16 protein-coding genes and 2 pseudogenes are annotated in these 17,058 nt (G+C 52.2%); 13 read left to right on the forward strand and 5 right to left on the reverse strand.

Features of this window, described 5'->3' with window-relative positions:
* Positions 1–1,569 precede the first annotated feature (1,569 nt).
* A complete protein-coding gene (locus tag IFT60_RS17380; protein ID WP_192053811.1) occupies positions 1,570–1,896 on the reverse strand; it encodes an H-NS histone family protein in 327 nt (108 codons plus the stop codon).
* 556 nt (positions 1,897–2,452) lie between these two features.
* Here IFT60_RS17380 and IFT60_RS26635 point away from each other — a divergent pair.
* From IFT60_RS26635 to IFT60_RS17395, 4 genes and pseudogenes are all read left to right on the forward strand, one after another.
* On the forward strand, positions 2,453–2,830 hold the full coding sequence (locus IFT60_RS26635; RefSeq protein WP_229510954.1) for a hypothetical protein: 378 nt from the start codon (positions 2,453–2,455) through the stop codon (positions 2,828–2,830).
* A pseudogene (locus IFT60_RS27100) lies at positions 2,827–3,074 on the forward strand (DDE-type integrase/transposase/recombinase). The gene IFT60_RS26635 and the pseudogene IFT60_RS27100 overlap by 4 nt, the downstream one beginning before the upstream one ends.
* A gap of 509 nt (positions 3,075–3,583) precedes the next feature.
* Entirely contained in the window at positions 3,584–4,096 is a 513-nt protein-coding gene (locus IFT60_RS17390; RefSeq protein ID WP_192053813.1) for a hypothetical protein, read from the forward strand.
* Positions 4,097–4,258: 162 nt separating this feature from the next.
* Positions 4,259–4,534: a response regulator gene (locus IFT60_RS17395; RefSeq protein ID WP_192053815.1), complete on the forward strand. Its 276-nt coding sequence runs from the start codon at positions 4,259–4,261 to the stop codon at positions 4,532–4,534.
* A gap of 29 nt (positions 4,535–4,563) precedes the next feature.
* On the opposite strand, the gene IFT60_RS17400 is transcribed toward IFT60_RS17395, so the two are convergent.
* A complete protein-coding gene (locus IFT60_RS17400; RefSeq protein ID WP_192053817.1) occupies positions 4,564–5,937 on the reverse strand; it encodes a competence protein CoiA family protein in 1,374 nt (457 codons plus the stop codon).
* 190 nt (positions 5,938–6,127) lie between these two features.
* On the reverse strand, positions 6,128–6,394 hold the full coding sequence (locus IFT60_RS17405; RefSeq protein WP_192053819.1) for a hypothetical protein: 267 nt from the start codon (positions 6,392–6,394) through the stop codon (positions 6,128–6,130).
* A 1,088-nt stretch (positions 6,395–7,482) separates the two neighbouring features.
* Here IFT60_RS17405 and IFT60_RS17410 point away from each other — a divergent pair.
* Entirely contained in the window at positions 7,483–8,667 is a 1,185-nt protein-coding gene (locus IFT60_RS17410) for a hypothetical protein (protein ID WP_192053821.1), read from the forward strand.
* Between the two features lie 83 nt (positions 8,668–8,750).
* Here the strand turns inward: IFT60_RS17410 and IFT60_RS17415 are convergent.
* Positions 8,751–9,678: pseudogene (locus IFT60_RS17415) on the reverse strand (IS5 family transposase).
* Between the two features lie 147 nt (positions 9,679–9,825).
* Positions 9,826–11,307: a P-loop ATPase, Sll1717 family gene (locus tag IFT60_RS17420; protein WP_192053823.1), complete on the reverse strand. Its 1,482-nt coding sequence runs from the start codon at positions 11,305–11,307 to the stop codon at positions 9,826–9,828.
* Between the two features lie 275 nt (positions 11,308–11,582).
* Between IFT60_RS17420 and IFT60_RS17425 the strand changes: the two genes are divergently transcribed.
* The 8 genes from IFT60_RS17425 (at position 11,583) to IFT60_RS17460 (ending at position 17,002) form a co-directional block, all read left to right on the forward strand.
* On the forward strand, positions 11,583–12,161 hold the full coding sequence (locus IFT60_RS17425) for a recombinase family protein (protein WP_192053825.1): 579 nt from the start codon (positions 11,583–11,585) through the stop codon (positions 12,159–12,161).
* A 9-nt stretch (positions 12,162–12,170) separates the two neighbouring features.
* A complete protein-coding gene (locus IFT60_RS17430; RefSeq protein WP_192053827.1) occupies positions 12,171–12,461 on the forward strand; it encodes a hypothetical protein in 291 nt (96 codons plus the stop codon).
* A 12-nt stretch (positions 12,462–12,473) separates the two neighbouring features.
* Positions 12,474–12,662 (forward strand): hypothetical protein, encoded by a 189-nt coding sequence (locus tag IFT60_RS17435; RefSeq protein WP_192053829.1) that lies wholly within the window; start codon positions 12,474–12,476, stop codon positions 12,660–12,662.
* A 487-nt stretch (positions 12,663–13,149) separates the two neighbouring features.
* Complete coding sequence (locus tag IFT60_RS17440) at positions 13,150–14,022, forward strand: hypothetical protein (protein ID WP_192053831.1); 873 nt, start codon at positions 13,150–13,152, stop codon at positions 14,020–14,022.
* Between the two features lie 1,020 nt (positions 14,023–15,042).
* Positions 15,043–15,339 carry a hypothetical protein gene (locus IFT60_RS17445; RefSeq protein ID WP_192053832.1) on the forward strand — a complete coding sequence of 99 codons (297 nt, stop codon included), beginning with the start codon at positions 15,043–15,045 and terminating at the stop codon, positions 15,337–15,339.
* Between the two features lie 67 nt (positions 15,340–15,406).
* The gene (locus IFT60_RS17450) at positions 15,407–16,093 is read left to right on the forward strand and encodes a hypothetical protein (protein WP_192053834.1); all 687 of its coding nucleotides are present in this window, start codon (positions 15,407–15,409) and stop codon (positions 16,091–16,093) included.
* 5 nt (positions 16,094–16,098) lie between these two features.
* The gene (locus IFT60_RS17455; protein WP_192053837.1) at positions 16,099–16,389 is read left to right on the forward strand and encodes a hypothetical protein; all 291 of its coding nucleotides are present in this window, start codon (positions 16,099–16,101) and stop codon (positions 16,387–16,389) included.
* A complete protein-coding gene (locus IFT60_RS17460) occupies positions 16,382–17,002 on the forward strand; it encodes a hypothetical protein (RefSeq protein ID WP_192088025.1) in 621 nt (206 codons plus the stop codon). The genes IFT60_RS17455 and IFT60_RS17460 overlap by 8 nt, the downstream gene beginning before the upstream one ends.
* Positions 17,003–17,058 lie beyond the last annotated feature (56 nt).

Consider the following 17,058-nt stretch of genomic DNA (forward strand, 5'->3'; position numbering starts at 1 on the left):
GTCGTGGGCTAGGTAATGGCGCCGGGCATGCCAGCTACCTTGGTCTGTAATGCCTTGCGCATGGTAATCCATGCACGCCGGACAGCTGCAGGACTGATCATATATTCTGCTCAATATGTGAGCGACCAGTACCAGACCCTGCTCAAATTCTAAGAAGGTGATTGAAGTACGCTGCTCGCTGAACGATGCAGCAAAGAGTAGGGATGCAGTTCGCTGGATCCTCAGAAGCCTCTCTCCAAGATAGCGATTGAAAGGGGGCATAGCTGATATAGAAGGGCAAGATCTGACGTATGGTGCCCTTCATCCATCTCGCGTACGTCTTATACATACTGGCACACGCGGTAAAGTCAAAGCCGCTACGTGGTTCCCCCAATGGCGAACTCGGCTGTACATGATGTCGAGGCGCTATCCATCAAAAAACTAGGCCTGATTTTCACGGTCGGGCCGCATCATTTCATGACTTCGGACGAACACGCAAACGCAACTTCAAGTGCCAAGTCGCGCCCGGGGAAACTCATCAAAGCTCAGGGCGGAACAGTGATAGATTTGCTACTACTGGATTGAAGGGTGTTTGCCGATGACGAAGCTACAGAAATTGGTCAAAGAACGGTTCGAAGTGGATGTCGAAGTTCTAAATTCGGTAACGGTCGAGAGAACGTACAGGCGTCGGTCAGCTTGGATGGCTCGGATCCACTAGAGGTCGAACCAATAGCGAGAATGCTTTTTTGCATGATCGTAGGGCGTGGAGGAACTTGCCGCTATTGCCTCAGGTGGGGCTGGTCGCCAAAACGGTCGGCAGCCGATAAATCAGCGCTTTCCTAGGGCTTTGATATTTTGAAGCCAAAGTGCACGAACGAGAGGCAGCACCCTACACCTGCGAGTGATCATCCGCGAGTCGACATACGTCTCAGATACGATCGTTGCTACGTTTCATGATCACTCTTGGTGGGATAGACCGGTCTTCAATTTTGTCGATGCTGCGCTTTATGAGCGTCGCTTCTAGTAAAGTCTTGCACGTTCTTGCTTGAAGGCTCTAACTGCGAACTTGAAAGGCTCAAAGTAGAGGATGGTGTCTCGGCGAGCTACTGCTTTGACGTAGGCCCACCAAGTGGTGCAATCTGGATCAAACTCCGGCATCACCGTCTCAGTCCTCAATGAGAAAAAGCCTCTAAGCGGCGCGATCGTCAAGCGGCCGATACGAATCAGTCGAGAAGTTAAGGACATTTTTTCCTCCGATGTATGTGCCTATTCTGCCACCAAAACTGCATTGAGTGTCCAGATACGCTGCTAACCGAGCACTAGCTAGATTTGAAAGGCGGTAGATTACCCTTTTGCAATAAACGTAACGATTATAGTAAGGCGTACCATATGCACCTTTTTTAAGAAAGTGCCTTCGCTGCAGACGCACAATTATTAGGCAGGCGTCGAAGACCCGCATGAACGCTAGTTCTTACCCTGTTATGCATAAGGATATCCACCGAAAATGTGGATATCCTTGCTTCGCGACCAGTGGTGCTTGGTCCCTCCGAAGCACAGGGTTGCGGCTCCTGACTATACGGTGAGACCCGATTAAATCCTGAAATCTTCGAGCGTTTTCCCACTCGCCAGTCCCTCAGCAAGCCACCTTGGCTGTCGACCGCGGCCAGTCCATGTCTGAGTATTGTCAGCCGGGTTGCGGTACTGGGCTCGCACCTTTTTACCATTTCCTTTCGATTTGGCGCCGCTGTTCGCAAGCAGTTCGTCTACCGATACACCTAAACCCTGAGCAATAGCGAGAATCTGTTCGCGCGCTTTGCTGACTTCCTGTTGTTGACGAGCTTTGATTTCTTTTTCGATCTCCGCTTGCAATCCTTTGAGCTCGCTGAGGTTGTAGTCCGACAGATTTGCCTTTGCCATATATTTATCCTTCACTGTTAAGGTAATGCGCTACGTATTGTCATGCGCGATTCTACTATGGTCATGCGCGTTAAGGGCGTTCTCACTTTCCGCTTCCTATGCCCGAGGTATTTTCAGCATGTCACCCTGGTGCCTCGACCCGCCGTAAATTGCTCCGCTCCATAGCGAGCAGCGCACCAGGGCGATGGTATTGAAAAAAGTTGAGCTGTCCTTTGCATACCAGGCGGCATGCCGGTCATCAGTGCGCCCTGTGACACCAACTGCCTGGCTGTCAATGTCACGATTGAGCACAGCGCCAGGATCACAGTGTGGTGCATGCAATAGCGCGATCTGGCCATTGCCGCTGTGTTTCAGTGCCTAGGAGCGCACGCGCCTGTTCAAAGGTGACTTCGATCTGCCAACGACGAATGAACCAGGCCAGGATCTGTTCGGGTTCGGCGGCTTCGTCGCTGCAGAGGAATGCCTGTGGTGTAAGTAGCGCTGCGGATCGCGCTCCAATACCCAGCGCAGTGGCACCATTGTCAAGCCTTTTTGATACCACTGGACGGTACCAGTAATGATCTCGACTACCTTCTCTCCCTGGCCGCACCATTGGGACAGCGTCATGCTGCGTCAGAGAGTGTCTTTGGCAGTCGAAATGCCTCTCAGCGTTGGCTGTCGCTCCCCTGTGTCGCGGTCTGGCCAGTACGCAGCTTACCTGCTGAGCGACGGGCACATTGAGGAACTTATGCAAGAGCGTGGCATCTCGGTCGATCATTCGACCATTAACCGTTGGGCTACCCGCTTCCCGCCACTGTTGAAAACAGTCGCAAAGCAAACGCGAAAGGTCGGCACGAGCTGGCGGACGGACGAGATTCACATCAAGGTTGAGGGACTTAGAAATATCTCTGCCATGCTCTCGACAAAGAAGGAAAGACTGTCGATTTCCTGCTGACGGCCCATCACGACATGGCCGCAGCCAGGCGCTTCATCGACAAGCCATCCATGAGAACGGTGCGCCGGAGGAGATCGCGATGGATAAGAGCGGCGCCAATAAGGCCGGGATCGACGAAGTCAATGGCACCAGAGCTGTCCCAATCACCGTCTGGCTGGTGAAATACCTCATCAACATAGTCGAGCAGGACCATCGCGCGATCAAGCGCTTGGCTAGGCCAATGCAGGGACTTCGGGTCGCTTAGCGCGGCGGCCAACGGACTCGCTGGCGTCGAGCTCATGTACATGATCCGCAAGGGCCAGTTCACCAGTAACGGTGCTGCGACCATGTCGTTCGCCGACCAATTTTATGCGACGGCAGGACAGATCCGTCCAGTTTGGCAGCAGCATCCTCATTCGCCACGAAATCTGAACTGCAAATCGCTCACGCGACACAACCCAGGTTCGACCGGACGTATGTAACGACTACGATCCGTTATACGTCCTCTCAGATCAAATCCTAACGAAATTTGCATGTCTTTCGAAGTGAACATGTTAGCTAAACCACGTAGAGTTGACGACGTGGCAGCACACAGGTCGAGATCGGTTTGATATTAAGGTGCTACTACCACAGGAGCTTACGGCCGCTTTTATAAGCGAAGCCATGCTAGATTATTTTTGATGACAGGAGAATAAATTGAATTGCAATGCATTCGAGAAGCTGAATAGCCACACCATCCAATCTTTAAAGTGCGGGAAGGTCACGAAGCAGGATATGCCCAGAACCTTCATCAAAAGGCTAGGTAAAGAATATTCGTTTGCGCATTGCCACCGGTTTCCATGGGGAGGCGTAAGCGAAGAAACTAGTCCATCCGACCCGGATGACGATAATAGCCCTCCGATCTTACGGATGGAGTTTATGCCGATAAGTTTGTTGCTTCTATTTCCTGACAGTGCGCAACTAGAAGACTTGTTCATGTGGATGTACAATAACCATCCGCGTTTTGATCCTGAATTTGAATGTGATGAAGGGAACAAGCATTGGTCAGTTATTTCCTTTTACAGCAAACCGGATGAATGCGACTCTCTCCGCGCGTGGGTGGGCGATACGTTCATCCCCTCCATTTGGCCCGAACTTCTGAAGGAATCGTGCAAAATTGTTGAGGAAAAAATTATGGCGTCGATTGCTCACTCCCCAAGTGGTTCATTCAACGATCTATTCGTAGAGCGAGCCCGTTCCCAATTATGTGGTGACCCAGCTGAGCTTTCGTTCGTCTTGAACAAATAAGCATACCTACGAGATTAGTCCAATTCGTTAACCTTTGGAGGCTTGGGGCTTGGAAGTTCTTTTTTCTCGCTATTCAAGCCTCTATATTCGAGGAGGTAGTAACCTTTCAGAAAGGGCAGTCTCTAAAACCAAGTGCAACACTCGTTCCTGTAGAGTGCCGCCATGCCCCGAATCTATATCCATCTGACGACACAGGAGCGTGCTGATCCGCAGATTGTCCTGCTCGACATTGGGATGCCAGGGATGTACGGATATGAGGTCGCGGCGGCGCTGCGTGGGCACCCCAAGTCGAAAGAAGAAGTATATATCGCCGCTTTGACCGGCTGGAATAATCCAGCGACACGCGCACCGGTTATTTCGGCTGGCTTTGACAAGCACCTGACGAAGCCGGCAAAAGTCGAGATCGTTTTGGACTTGCTCGAGCACGTTGTCGCTTGAGCGCTACAGCGGTTCAGCGGCGGCACGCGCTAATCGATAAACCGGACATACCCAGCACGCACTAGAAACTCTAGCGTTATGGCTTCATCCAGTCCGAGCGATGCGCCCCACTGGCAGGCCTGCAATGGAGTCACCTTGCGGGCGCCATCTTCGATACGCGCAAGCTCGCGCCAAGCGCCCTTGAGGCTCTGTGCGCCGCTCATGACCAAGGCGATGACATAGCGCTGGTTCGGTATCGGCCACTCGTCCTGATCCACCCATGCAACCCGTTGAGCCAAGTGGGAGGTATCGCGAACTCGGCTTTTGAACAGTTCCTGCAACTGGTCGAACGACGCCAGGTCTGCGACGCCGAGATGAAAATACCCTTGAGGCTTCGCAATCAAGGCTCCCCGATCGGCAAGAATACGCAGGTACTCGCAAAGTGCTGACGCATTGCTGTCGCGCTGCCATGCCGGGCTATCAAAGCGCTGCATCATCCATCTGAATGCACTGTCGGCCGTCAGCACGAACAGTCCCCGCGCAGGTCGCTTGTGTACTAGGCCAATGAACATGGCGGTCTGCCAGATGTGCGTGTCTTGCATCCCGAAAGAATGTGGTTGTTGGCCTTCACCTAAGACGTTGCCAGGAAGAGAGCCATCTTTAAACCAGCTCTCCAAGATCGACCGTTTCCCGACCTCGTCAGCCGCCTTGAACAATGCTGTCTTTTCAAGCGAAGCCATTGCCCGGGCTGCCTCGGCGGCCTCTCGCTCTATTTTGGCTCGTATAGCAAGCCGCTCACGTTCGCGCGCCCGCCGGCGTGCTTCAGATGCTTCTTGCTCAAGACGTTCCTTACGCGCTCGGTGCCTCGCTGCCACCTTTGCGGCGTATCGGGCGCGCGAGTCCTGCACGGCCACATGCAGTTCGTGGCGTAACTCGTTCTGCGCTGATTCTGACGAGGAATGGTGAAGCCATTGCGAGTGTTCACAGCTGTCCAAGAGCAGCTTCTCCAACAATGCAAATGTAACTTCCCTCATCGTAGAGAGATTGACCTCGACGACCGACAAACCCAAATCAACGAAGGCACTCTGCTTCGCTTCGTCCACGAAATGAGTTACAGCGATCTCGATCGCCACGGTGCCAAAGTGCTCGGTATGAACGATAAGATCTGGACGAATGGATGCTACAGCCGTCTCGACTTCGACTTGCGCAAGCCTGCGCCGTCCGTCCGGGAATAAAGTCCGCGAAGCCGTGCACACGCCTACAATTGGATCATCCTCTTCGGCCGACACAACTAATTTTGGGAAAAAGAAGAACTTTTGCGTCTCGATAATTTGCTTCGCTGCAAGGTGAACCGCTGTCTCAGCCCCAGTCGCGCAGTCGGCTCCTGGAGCGTGCGCGAAGTGCGGTGCGCGCTTACCGGCCATGCAATGCTTGGCATAGACAGGGAGCGAACATGCTGGGCAGATGCAACCGCAGTTCTTCCCAATTGGCACCTCCCGCGGCTCGTACATTCGACCATCAGCGATGCCTTTGCCAAAAGGGATTGAGTCGGCAACGCGACCGTATCCGCTTGGGCGAGAGTGCAGGGTAGAGCTCAAACTTAGTCCGAAGCCGTCATGACGGCATCGAGGTGATCGACCGCGTCATGCAGGATGCGATCTCGCCATCCTTCCCGGTGTACGTATCGTTGCCGGCGTGCTGGCGCGGCTTGCCGTATCCGCAGGTGTAGACCCGACGGTCGAGGTCAATTGTGACGAACCGGCCTCCCAGTTCGCGGGGTCGCATGATGCACACGCAACTGCCGCCCGGGAGGTGCTCGTAAGTCCAGCCCTCCTGCTGCTCGTGGTATTGCAATTCACCCGCTGTGTTAGTTTTCGCCATCTCGGCCCCACTGGATCGTTATCCTACAATTGTAGAGTGGATTTGCCGGATTGCAACTGAGAAAGGCGCACAGACTGCGCGAGCAAAAAAAGGCAGGGAGAGTAAGGCAGTGCGAGTGTGATCTTGCTAAGGGCAGCCTGTGGTCGTCTGCACTTGGCCATCGGTCCCGACAACAATCTCAAGCACTTTTCCGTCTATGTTGGTTTGGACCACCAAGCGCCGCAATGCCGCCTTCCGCTCTGCATTCCCAGCAATTTTCCGTGACGCCCGCCTTGAAATCTCGTAGTCGCCGCACGCCACATCCGAGCACGCCACGTAACTTCTATTTCCGTGGTCGGTGTCGGTGATTTGGGCCGGGTGCCCGCAAAGCACACAGAGTGGGACGGTTGCGTCCATACGTTCTCCAGTTCAGTACAATCAAATGGTATATAGAGACAAAACTGTTCCCATCAAGAACAGTGAGTGCCGTACTCTAGAAGCAGGGATGGCGCACCGCAGAGACTTCCAAGCCGGTTACCATTTAGTGCTAAATTGCATTTATCATCTGGATCGAGAATTAGCCTAGGGCGGAACCAACGGCGACGCAAGACCAATTTGAGTGTGAGATTGAGTGTGTCACCTGCAATGGCAGGCTGACAAGGCTGCGTGCTTGGGGCGACCTCAATGGCCTAGACCGAATGTAGGTCGAGTCGATCGTAGAATTGAGCGTGGACGATATTTGCACGCTGGCCAGCTACGGCGAAGGCGGCATCGACTGTGATTGTGAGCGGTGCACGCCGTTAGTACAGGTGCAGCGGCTTTCCGACTTAGCTGGCGCTTGACGTCGATGCCTGAAGTGCAGCGTCGACGTCCTGCGAGCACCTGACAACGGCCGCTTACCAGGCACCGCCAGCGGAGCATATAGGGTATCTGGCCGAAAAAGCGCCACCACGGCGCAATTCCCTTCGATGATAATTGCTGTAAACTTAACTAATCCACACTGTGCATCACATACCGACTCGCAAAGTTGCACTGAGCAAAAAGGCGTCCGCTCCTCGTTGTTCATTTGAATGGTTTATCTGTGAAAATGCTAATCAATAGGATATCCTATGAACCCCGTTGACAACCGCCCTTATGGATTTCGGGATCCGAATAATGAGGAGCTTTATACGACCCCTAGGACGGATTTCAAAAATGTTACGCCCGACGGTGTATCGGCAGCTGTCGAAGGATATTTCCGTTTCCCGGCCATTTGGTTGGGGATTGCTCTAGAAGATGAGCAAGCTCGATTTTTTGATCCAAAACTTCATCACGAGATTGTTTATAGAAGAGATCTCTCTTGCAACATCAAGGTCTGTGCAAAAAGAGACGGTACGTTTCTCTTTGACTTCTCACAATGGCCGCTTGCACCGATAGTCCGAATTCCAGGATATGAGCACCCAAACGAGATGTATCGCATTCCTCCAGAGAATGAGAAACAACGTAAGTTGGCAGACTCCTATGGGGTTCTGCGCGCGCAGGTTATGAACGTGCATCAGGCTTGCTTATCTACCGCTGAAGAACGATTGTTCGGTATTTATGCCCCAGCTGGTGTGCCAGTGGCATCGCAGAATACGCATAAATCTCTATCCTTCGATGAAGCACATGGGTACCATGATAACGTATATGACATGCATGCTTTGGCTCGAAACGTTGCCAATAATAAAGACAACGTTTCCAAACCAGCATTGCATAGGAGAGTTGTTGATCTTAGTGCAATTGACCTGTCATTCACCTTGCTTGATAACATTCTTCGAACTGGCGATTCTGGTATCGTACAAATCATTGAGGCAGTTTTTATCGCTGCACGCCGTGATAGTGAAGGTAGATCGGGCGAATGCGTAATGTTGGCGTGGGGGGCATCTGAACAGTTGGTTTCCATCTTATGGAATCGATTAATTGTGGAGTCGAAAAAAGACAAGGATATTGGCGAAAAAATCGGTGGTGAGAGATTAAAGAAATTGAGAGGGCGAGACTATACTGCCTCAGTTATGGTCGAAATCTTAGAAATGACTGGAAAAGTAGACAGCGAACTGTATAGGCATCTTGAAATAGCGCGAAAGACTAGAAATAAATGGGCGCATGAAATGCGCATGCCAAAGCACTCTGAGGCGTATGTATGTCTGGAAGCAGCACGGCGTCTTTTGAAGCTTGCGCTCGGGATCGATTTATTAATACAATCCGGAGGCAGTGGTGGTGGGCCAACGTGGTGGATTTGGGGATGGGAACGTACGCTTAGGAACGGTGGGCCTTAATATTGCGTCCCATCAGATTTATGATCAGTACGGCTTTGTTGCGCAAATCGAGCAAGGCCGAGCTGACGCTATTTGTAGCTTGTTTATAACACTGGGACCGTAGCCGGGGTACCCAGTCGAGTAAAGCGGTTCAGCACGGCAGCCTGCACTTCTATTTCGGCGACCTGACGATCGAAGTCAAGTGCCATGACGCGTTCACCCAGCAGTTTGAAACATCGCATTTTGGTTTCAACAAGACTGCGGCGATGCTAGCCGCTCCACTTCTTCCAGATTGCCCGTCCCAGCCTGCGTGTTGTGTACAGGATGTCGTTGCATGTGTCTGCACCGTAATGGCTGGGCCTTCCAGGGCTTGGCATTCTTGGGGGTCGGGATAATGGCATGCGCGGCGCGCAAAGCGATCGCCTTATGGTAGTCCTTCGTGTGGTAAGCGCCATCGCCACTGACACTGGCAATCTTCTCGTCGACAGGAATCTGGCTGAGCGGCGCTGGCAGGACAGGTGCGTCGCCGATACTTTTGTCGGTTACCTCCATGGCCCGGATCTCGAGCGTGGACGCATGATCCGAGATGCATCGTGCGCCATTGGTGGCGATACTCTGCGCCATGCTTTTTCGTTTTCCATTCGCCTTTGCCCAGCATTTTGATACCCGTGCTGTCCACCAGCAGATGCAATCCTGTCGTAGTCGGCATGGCGTCCATTATCACCTACAGCGTCTTTTGCCGCCGACTTGCCGTGCTGTAGTCCGGCACCGACCAGTCAAGCCCAGCCAGGATCTGCAGGCTCTGTGTCATGCCCATGGCCTGACGCAGCGGCAAGTTAAATAGGCACTTAATACTCAGGCAGAATTGGATAGCCTCATCGCTGAACATCTGTCTTCGCCTGCGCTTGCCGCTCGGCTGGCCGTGCCAGTTCAGATTCAGATCAGGTCAGATGAGCCGTAAACCGCGTGCCTTAAGGCTTCATTGTATGCCTTCCAGTTGGTCGTGCTGTACTTCTGTAAACCTGGTTTCATCTGTTCAGGCTAACAGACCGACACATTCTACGCTGGCCGAGCCTGATTTTACGCAATAAAGCCTTTTTCCCCACTGATCCTATCCCTTTATTACCTCGCGTACGCAAAGGACATCAACTGTCCGCAACTAGCTAGTACTAGTACTGATTAGAAAGTTTCAGCGCCACGAGTTCCCTGAATACGCAGGAAATGGCGATAACTTGGGTGAATTTCCCAAACCAGATTATCATCTAAATTAGTTTGGACGGAGAGCAAATTCGGCCTGTCCTCAAATTTAATGAATCCTAACCCGGAAGGATCTTGATCATCTCGTGCAGCTATAAATCCACAACGGAAAAGGAAATGTGCAACAGAAAGTGGTCCCTCAGCGGCTGTAATGCCGTCGATCTTCGGAATCCCGATTCGCCGGATTATTTTTTCGGCTATATGTTCGAGTAATGCATCTGTTGCGAATCGACGTTGGCCGCCAGCAAACGATTCTACAATATCCTGCATCACTGCACACTGGTGTCGATGCTCTTTATAGAGGTCGTCAACTCGAAACTTGCCGTAATCCTGTAAGACGTCGTGAATGTGATTTATAGTAATAAGAGACGAGCTATTTTTATACGCAGTTTTCGCGGCTAACTTACATAGTTGAGCAGCCCAGCGTGGTCGCCCAGCCGATAAGATATGGATCGGCCTAAACGAGTCTACAAACCTGCCAGTTCCCCAAGCGAAAGGCTCTTTAAAAATTATTTTTCTGATGGCGGCCCCATCAATGGCTGGCTCATAATTTTGATAAAGTAAATTGTCAGGGTAAGTGCGCCTAAAAAAGCTAACTATCTTATTTTCAATAATCCGACCTGTTTCCTCAGTGCTCCAGTTAAGGTCGATCATATATTGCTCGCACTTATCAAGGGCCTCGTCGTACTGTGTGAGTACGGACCACACATCGGTACGAACTGCTGCGCGAATGCACAGGCCACGGACAACACTTACTAAGTTGCGGCAGGCGCTGAAGAAAGTACTAGCCTTTAGACGTTCGGACTCAGTATTCAAGAAAGTGGCGTCGACGTCGTCAATGAAAAGCCAGACCGTTACTTCGCGTTGCGACATCACACGCTCTAGAACAGCTTGGGAGTCAGCTGTTGAAACCCGAGTGCGCTCGATCTCTGCGCCAAGCCCCTTAATCTTTAGTCGATCCAATAGGGCACCAACGATATTTCGATTACGGAATCCAGCTAATTCCGAAGATTCGACTAGGAGCATGCTGTCGTCTGAGAGGCCGACATTTAGAGTAGCACCAAGCTCAAGATTAATTAATGTGCAGATGCGCTGTTGCCAAGCATGCACCAATTCAGCTGGAGTCGTCGTGTTTATATTCTGGAGAGCAATTAAATCTGACGCTTTCACATACACCAACAAGTCGTCCTTTTCCTCCTGCTGACGAAGGTACATTGTTTGCTTTAGCAGCGCTGATTTCCCCATACCTTTTCTTGACCTGGCGAATGCGAGCTTGGTATGCACTGAGTAAAAGCTGTCGAACTCAGGCTTATCTAGAAAATAACTATTAAGCACCTCTAGATCCTCGTCGTCACCTGCTTCGTTACCGAACAGTTCGTTAGAGAGGAAGTCGCGACGATGCACCCCTACATTAGATCCGACGTTAGGTGTGGGTCCTGGGGGGCGTGCGGATGGACGAGAGTTCGGTGTCGGACTTGGGCGGCGTGGCTGGTGGCGAGGCATGCTTACTCCAGAAAGAGATTGCAAGTGTACATCTATTTTTCTGTTGATCGATGTAATTAAACGGCCGTTTATGGACGGCCCGGTTTCGCCTCGCCTTAGTATGTTCATAAAATAATTATTTGACTTTTGAACATGTTCATATGTAATCTATATGTTATTGGACATAAGGGGGTACGATGGCGATTTTTGGATATGGTCGAGTCAGCACAAGAGACCAGCAGAGCGAGAACCAACGCCTCGAGCTCGAGCGCGCCGGCTACCAGGTGGATTACTGGTTCGCGGATGAAGGGGTTAGCGGGAAGGTCCCGGCGCTGCAGCGGCCCCAGTTTGCCAAGATGCTGAGCCAGATCCGCGATCGCGAGACGCTGGTAGTGGCGAAGCTCGACCGCCTCGGCCGTGATGCTCAAGACGTCGGCGCCACGATCAAGATGCTGGCGGCGCGCCACATCGAGGTCATTGTGCTCCAGCTAGGGAAGCTTGACCTGGCCAGCGCCCCCGGCAAGCTCATGTTGACCATGCTCGCAGCGGTTGCCGAGATGGAGCGCGACTTGCTGGTCGAACGCACACAAGCCGGCTTGGCTAGGGCGAAGGCGGAAGGCAAAACGCTCGGCCGCCCAACCAGGACGACAGACGAACAGCGCGCAACGATGGTGACGCGACATAAAGCCGGTGCCTCAATCAGTGCGCTCTCCAGGGATTACGCCATCTCGCGCGCCAGCGTGATGCGGATCGTGAAGCCAACCGTTGCACAGTGATGAGATCGCATGAAACGCACCTATGAGATTCACCCGCGGCCGGATAACCTGGGCGGCGGCTGGAAGCTGACATTGCTCGAAGATGGGGAGGAAGCGGGCGGCGGCGTATTCCCTCTACCTGAAGACGATGCCCAGTCCGGAATGGCCTGGTGGAATTCTATGACCGAGGAACGGCGCGCGCACTGGCTCATGATGGCCGCCTCTGCCATGCCGGCTGCGGCGCGTCAGGCTTACCTGTTAAGTGAAGCATATAACGACGCCCTGGACCAGGGCGAATCGTGGGCCGCACCTGACCTATAAAAGAGGACAACAATGCTAAATGAACTTCAACCAGATTTGCGGGAATTGCTCGATTTAGTACGCAAGCTGGAAAACTTTGACGCCACACTGGCAGCATCCCAGATGGCCGGCAAGCCTATCGAGCCGGCAGAAGGCGCCTACGAAGAACGTAAGCGCTATGAACAGCGCATCATCTATTTGCGCAATAAGTGGGCTATTTGAGGCCGCTGAAAAACGCAACGATGATAATACGACTTATCATCTAAGCACTGAGCTTAGGTAAGGCGAACGTCTTGTCGTGCCATCAAGCTTCTGCGGCGACATGAGAAAACCTCTTCACTCATGCGGCGCCCGGACGGTGCTAAGCTAACTATCAGTCGGCGTAATCTCTCTGGCGCAGGGAAGCCTGTGCTCCGCCTTCGCAGCGCGCATGGAGTCTGACTTCCATACGGCCCTCACTTCAGTTGGCGAGCCAGCGCACCACATCATCGCATACTCTGAACCGACAGCTCGACAGGTTAGCCAAGTGGCCGACGCGTCGTGCCGCGATCGGCTCGCAATGCTTCTGCTCGGAATTGCTTTATAGTGGCGCTGGTTGCTGATAAGCAACAATATCCATGGGACTCGGGCCGCAGCGCCAGCTATCAGTTGATGGTGTGCTGTCGCCGCCCTAAACTGGCCGATTACTGAACAGCCGACGACCTACACTATGCAAGACATCAACCGTCCGTACGCTCCAGATGAAGAGACAGCCGATTTTCTCTACCAAACCTATTTGCTGCTGAGGACCGCGCCGCCTAGCATCAGCAAATGGGCGCAGCAGCTTTCCCTCGAGAGCATTGCCTCCTGCCCGGACTCGTGGCGTGTCATTGGAATCAGCGAGCGGGCGCTGCGCAAGATCGCAGCGGACGGAGGGAAGACAACCCAGCAGCGCGGTCACTGGTTTGCCAGGGAACAGCGTTACGGGGCGTTGTTCGGGGAACAGACCGAAGTGATGGAGCGCGATGCCTTCATTCGCTTCTTCTTTGAACACGACACCACAGTGATCATCGCCAAGGAGCAGAACAACAAGGGTGGCGACCACACGACTTGGGGAAAAATTATCCCGGTACCTGAAGGTTATTTCCCACTGAGTGGTTACAGCTTTGGCGTGCGCAAAGGCAAGGAAATGCCTTGGATTCGTGACCAGGTCGCCGAGCTCGACGCACATATGGTAGCTAGGGCAATGGCGTCGCCTCGTAATTACACTGCCGAGCAAATTCAACGATTGTCCGGGATGTCCGCCGATGAGCTCAACTCGGCCGTATCGAGCAAGGCGTTCTATTGTCTCGTAGATGGAGCTTCCGAGCCTTTGTACCCAGTGTGGCAGTTGGGTGTCGAAAAAGAGCGTCGTATGCGCGTTCTTTCTGAATTCGACAGTACAGATGGACTGCAGTGGGCCATGCATTTCTACCTAATTAAAAAGCACGACGATCTCGATGAGCTCTCACCGTCTCGAGCCTTGGCAAATGAAGAGTTCGATATCGAGCGAATTATCAGCAGTCTTAAGCACCAGCTCGGCCAAAACAAAGGAGTTGCCTAAGGCACCGGCCGCGCTGAACGCCTTGTCGGCCGCCACGGGCGCTGCTAGGAGTACCGGCGATGGGCGATGCACTTGTGGACGAGGCTCCCGCCAACCGTTTTTGGGAAGATGAGCAGGTCGTCGGCCTTAAGACTGTGGGCGGAGAGCGTGTGCTGGTGCTGCTCTACGACGGCCGCCGTTCAACGCGGGCACCGTTCCGGAAGACGGCTCGAGCGCGGAAGCGGATTGCCATATCCTGTACTTGGAAGCGAGCGATGGCTAGGCGGGGACTATGCTACCGGCTTCGCTGACCATGCGCACGGCACGCTCGGTGACTTCGGAGGAGTACTTGGGTTGCTTCTTCATGACTCCATGCTCTCAAACAATGGAGCCTTTACAAATACGGGGCGATTCAATCGACAGCACGCGTGCTTGCTTCGCGCTCTACCTTGCTCAACCTGCGGCGCTGCCGCTGTTAGTCGTCCACAGACTGGTCCTCTCCGACTCATATGTCGTGCCGACTGCGGAGCAGCTGTCCACAGAGTTTGAGGCGTACGTTCCCGACCTTCCCGGATAAGACGCCAGCGATACCTCGTGTATTAGGCTTAGTATCCACGACTTGCCCAGGTATTGGTCCTGGATGGACACCGTGGGCATTGCGAGGGCCACACTGGAGCCACTCCCTGGGCTGCCAGGTGTCTAAGGCAGTGAGAGGCAGTCGAGGTTGTTATTCCTGTAATCGAATCAACTGTCTGATCGCGCAATTCGGCGAATAGTCCACGCTGAACCTACCAGACCTTGCCGCCACCAGACGCAGTGCCCCAGCCTGCGTATCAGCCCTGCAACTCGCTGTGGACGCCCACGGCCGCTAGGGCCGAGCCAGCTTTACTATTGATAACCTATTTTATCAATAGTAACGACGTACTAGGCACCGTTCGAAATAATCGATTGTTTCGTTAAAAAATCTTGTTTAAACAAAATTTCTTGTTTAAACTATGGCTATTGTTCAAACAATCTGATTAAACGAAGAGCGGAGATGGTATGAAAATAGAGAAGCGTCATGATGAGTTGCTGACGTCCCGGCTGGAAGAAATCGTCACCAAAGGATGTACCTTCATCGCTTGGAACGAACTCTACCTTTGGTACGGCGTGCAGAAACTGGCTGCACGTACTTACCGTGACCTTGCTGAGCGCTGGGATGACATCGCTGCTACTCATGAGTTAGAGGAGCTTGGCAAGCTGGCGTTTGTTCAAAGTCCTTGGGCGCGCGGCGGTGGTGCCGGCATCTACTTGTTCGGCAGCGAAATGCCCCAGATCGTGAACGACTACGACGAATGAAAAAGCGGTCTTGACGACCAGTAAACGATCGAACAACAACCGATTCAAAAACTGATAAGAAGAACTTATGAACAGAGCAAAACTGGCTGACCTTTACGAAAGCAACCCGACCGTCCGCGCCATCCTGGATATGTTGGGGGAAAGAACGAACAACTCGAAGGTAAGCTTCGCCAAAAGGATTCATTTCCTTCTTAAACAGAGAGGCATTGTCGTTAAGTATGGAGAGTTAATTGCTGCGTTTCGCCTCTTGCAGGAAGCAGGATGCGGAATTTTCGTAAGAGGTTCAAAAGGTTATTCATCGCGCTTCGACTGGGCAGTCAAAACGACGCTGGTTGCTGACTTTGCACGTGACGCAATGGGCGAAGAAGAAGACGACGAAAACGACGAGGAGGATGATGAAGAGGATGGGGAAGATGAGGATGAGGAGGATGACAGAGACCTCACAGTCAAACTGGCAACGCGCACAGTATGCCACTCATTTTTACTTCGCCTCGACTTGAGAATCCCCCTGCGTTTGCCGCCAAGTCTGAACCAAACCGAAGCTGACCGTCTTGCCCAATTTGTCGAATCCCTGTCGTTCACCGATCCATTTGAAGACGAGGAGGATGAAGGCGAAGAATACGATGATGAGGAAATCGAGCATTCTTACGTATTGCGCCCGGCCGAACGTGTAACGCTTGAATTGCCTGCAGATCTCACGCCACGGGAAGCGATACGACTTGCGCAGTTCATTCGCGCTCTGCCTTTCAGCTGATAACTGTGCCGATTGAAATCGAACTGCAAGTGGTAATGATGTTGCCCCGCGAGGGCATCATCATTACGCAGTATGTGGCGAGACCTCGGCACGGTTTTGCATTGAGAGCGGAATCGAGTCTCAACGGTTGCCTGATTGCCAGTCTCACATCAACGAAAGCCGTACATCCCGATGGCACCCGCCGGCGCGACCTCGTCAGCTTCCGTCTGAACGACAAACGTGATGCTGAGAAGATTTCGGCAGGACAGCATGTTTATTTGCGTGAAGTTGACCCTGCAGGATTTTTCCGTGACTAGACTAATAGCTTTAGCAGGCGTTCCTTCTCTAGTAGAGGAGGACGAGTTACATCTCGATGACCCTAAAGAAAATTTAACACTGCTATCCTTTCTAAAAAAAAAGGAAGCTACGGCAGCGGGAAAAATTCTGCTTAGAACGAATGAAGCTTTAAATTTTCAGCGTACTGGAACCCAATCTGGTTCCATATTTGCAGAGTATGAAGATCGGTTAGTAATTTATATCAAATACAGATTTCACCACTACAGCTTCTTGCCTGTAAGTTCTATTATGCAGACATTTCTGTGGAAAGATTCTGAGCTACCGATAACGTATATGTTCAGTTCTAGTCTATTTTTTGACGTAATGATGAAACAGAGCAATGCACTGCTGACCGATCCGCTTGCTGTTCTTTCAGATCAAGTACATATTGAATATGGAAGAGAGTTTTGGAAACGCCGTACACATGAAGCTTTAGCCAAAGGATTAAACGTGGCACATGTGGACTTTGGTAAGCATCGCTATCAATCTATTACCGATCCACTAGAGCTTGAAGAATTACTTAACAAATATTTAGGTAAGGCAGGTTCCAGCGCAGGTATTAAGCTGTTGCCATGGTTGATCTGGAAAAAATAAATTTCAACAACGTGATGCCTGCAAAATTTCGGCAGGACAGCATGTTTATTTGCGTG

The sequence above is a fragment of the Massilia sp. CFBP 13721 genome (genome assembly GCF_014842025.1).
Taxonomy (GTDB): Bacteria; Pseudomonadota; Gammaproteobacteria; order Burkholderiales; family Burkholderiaceae_D; genus Telluria.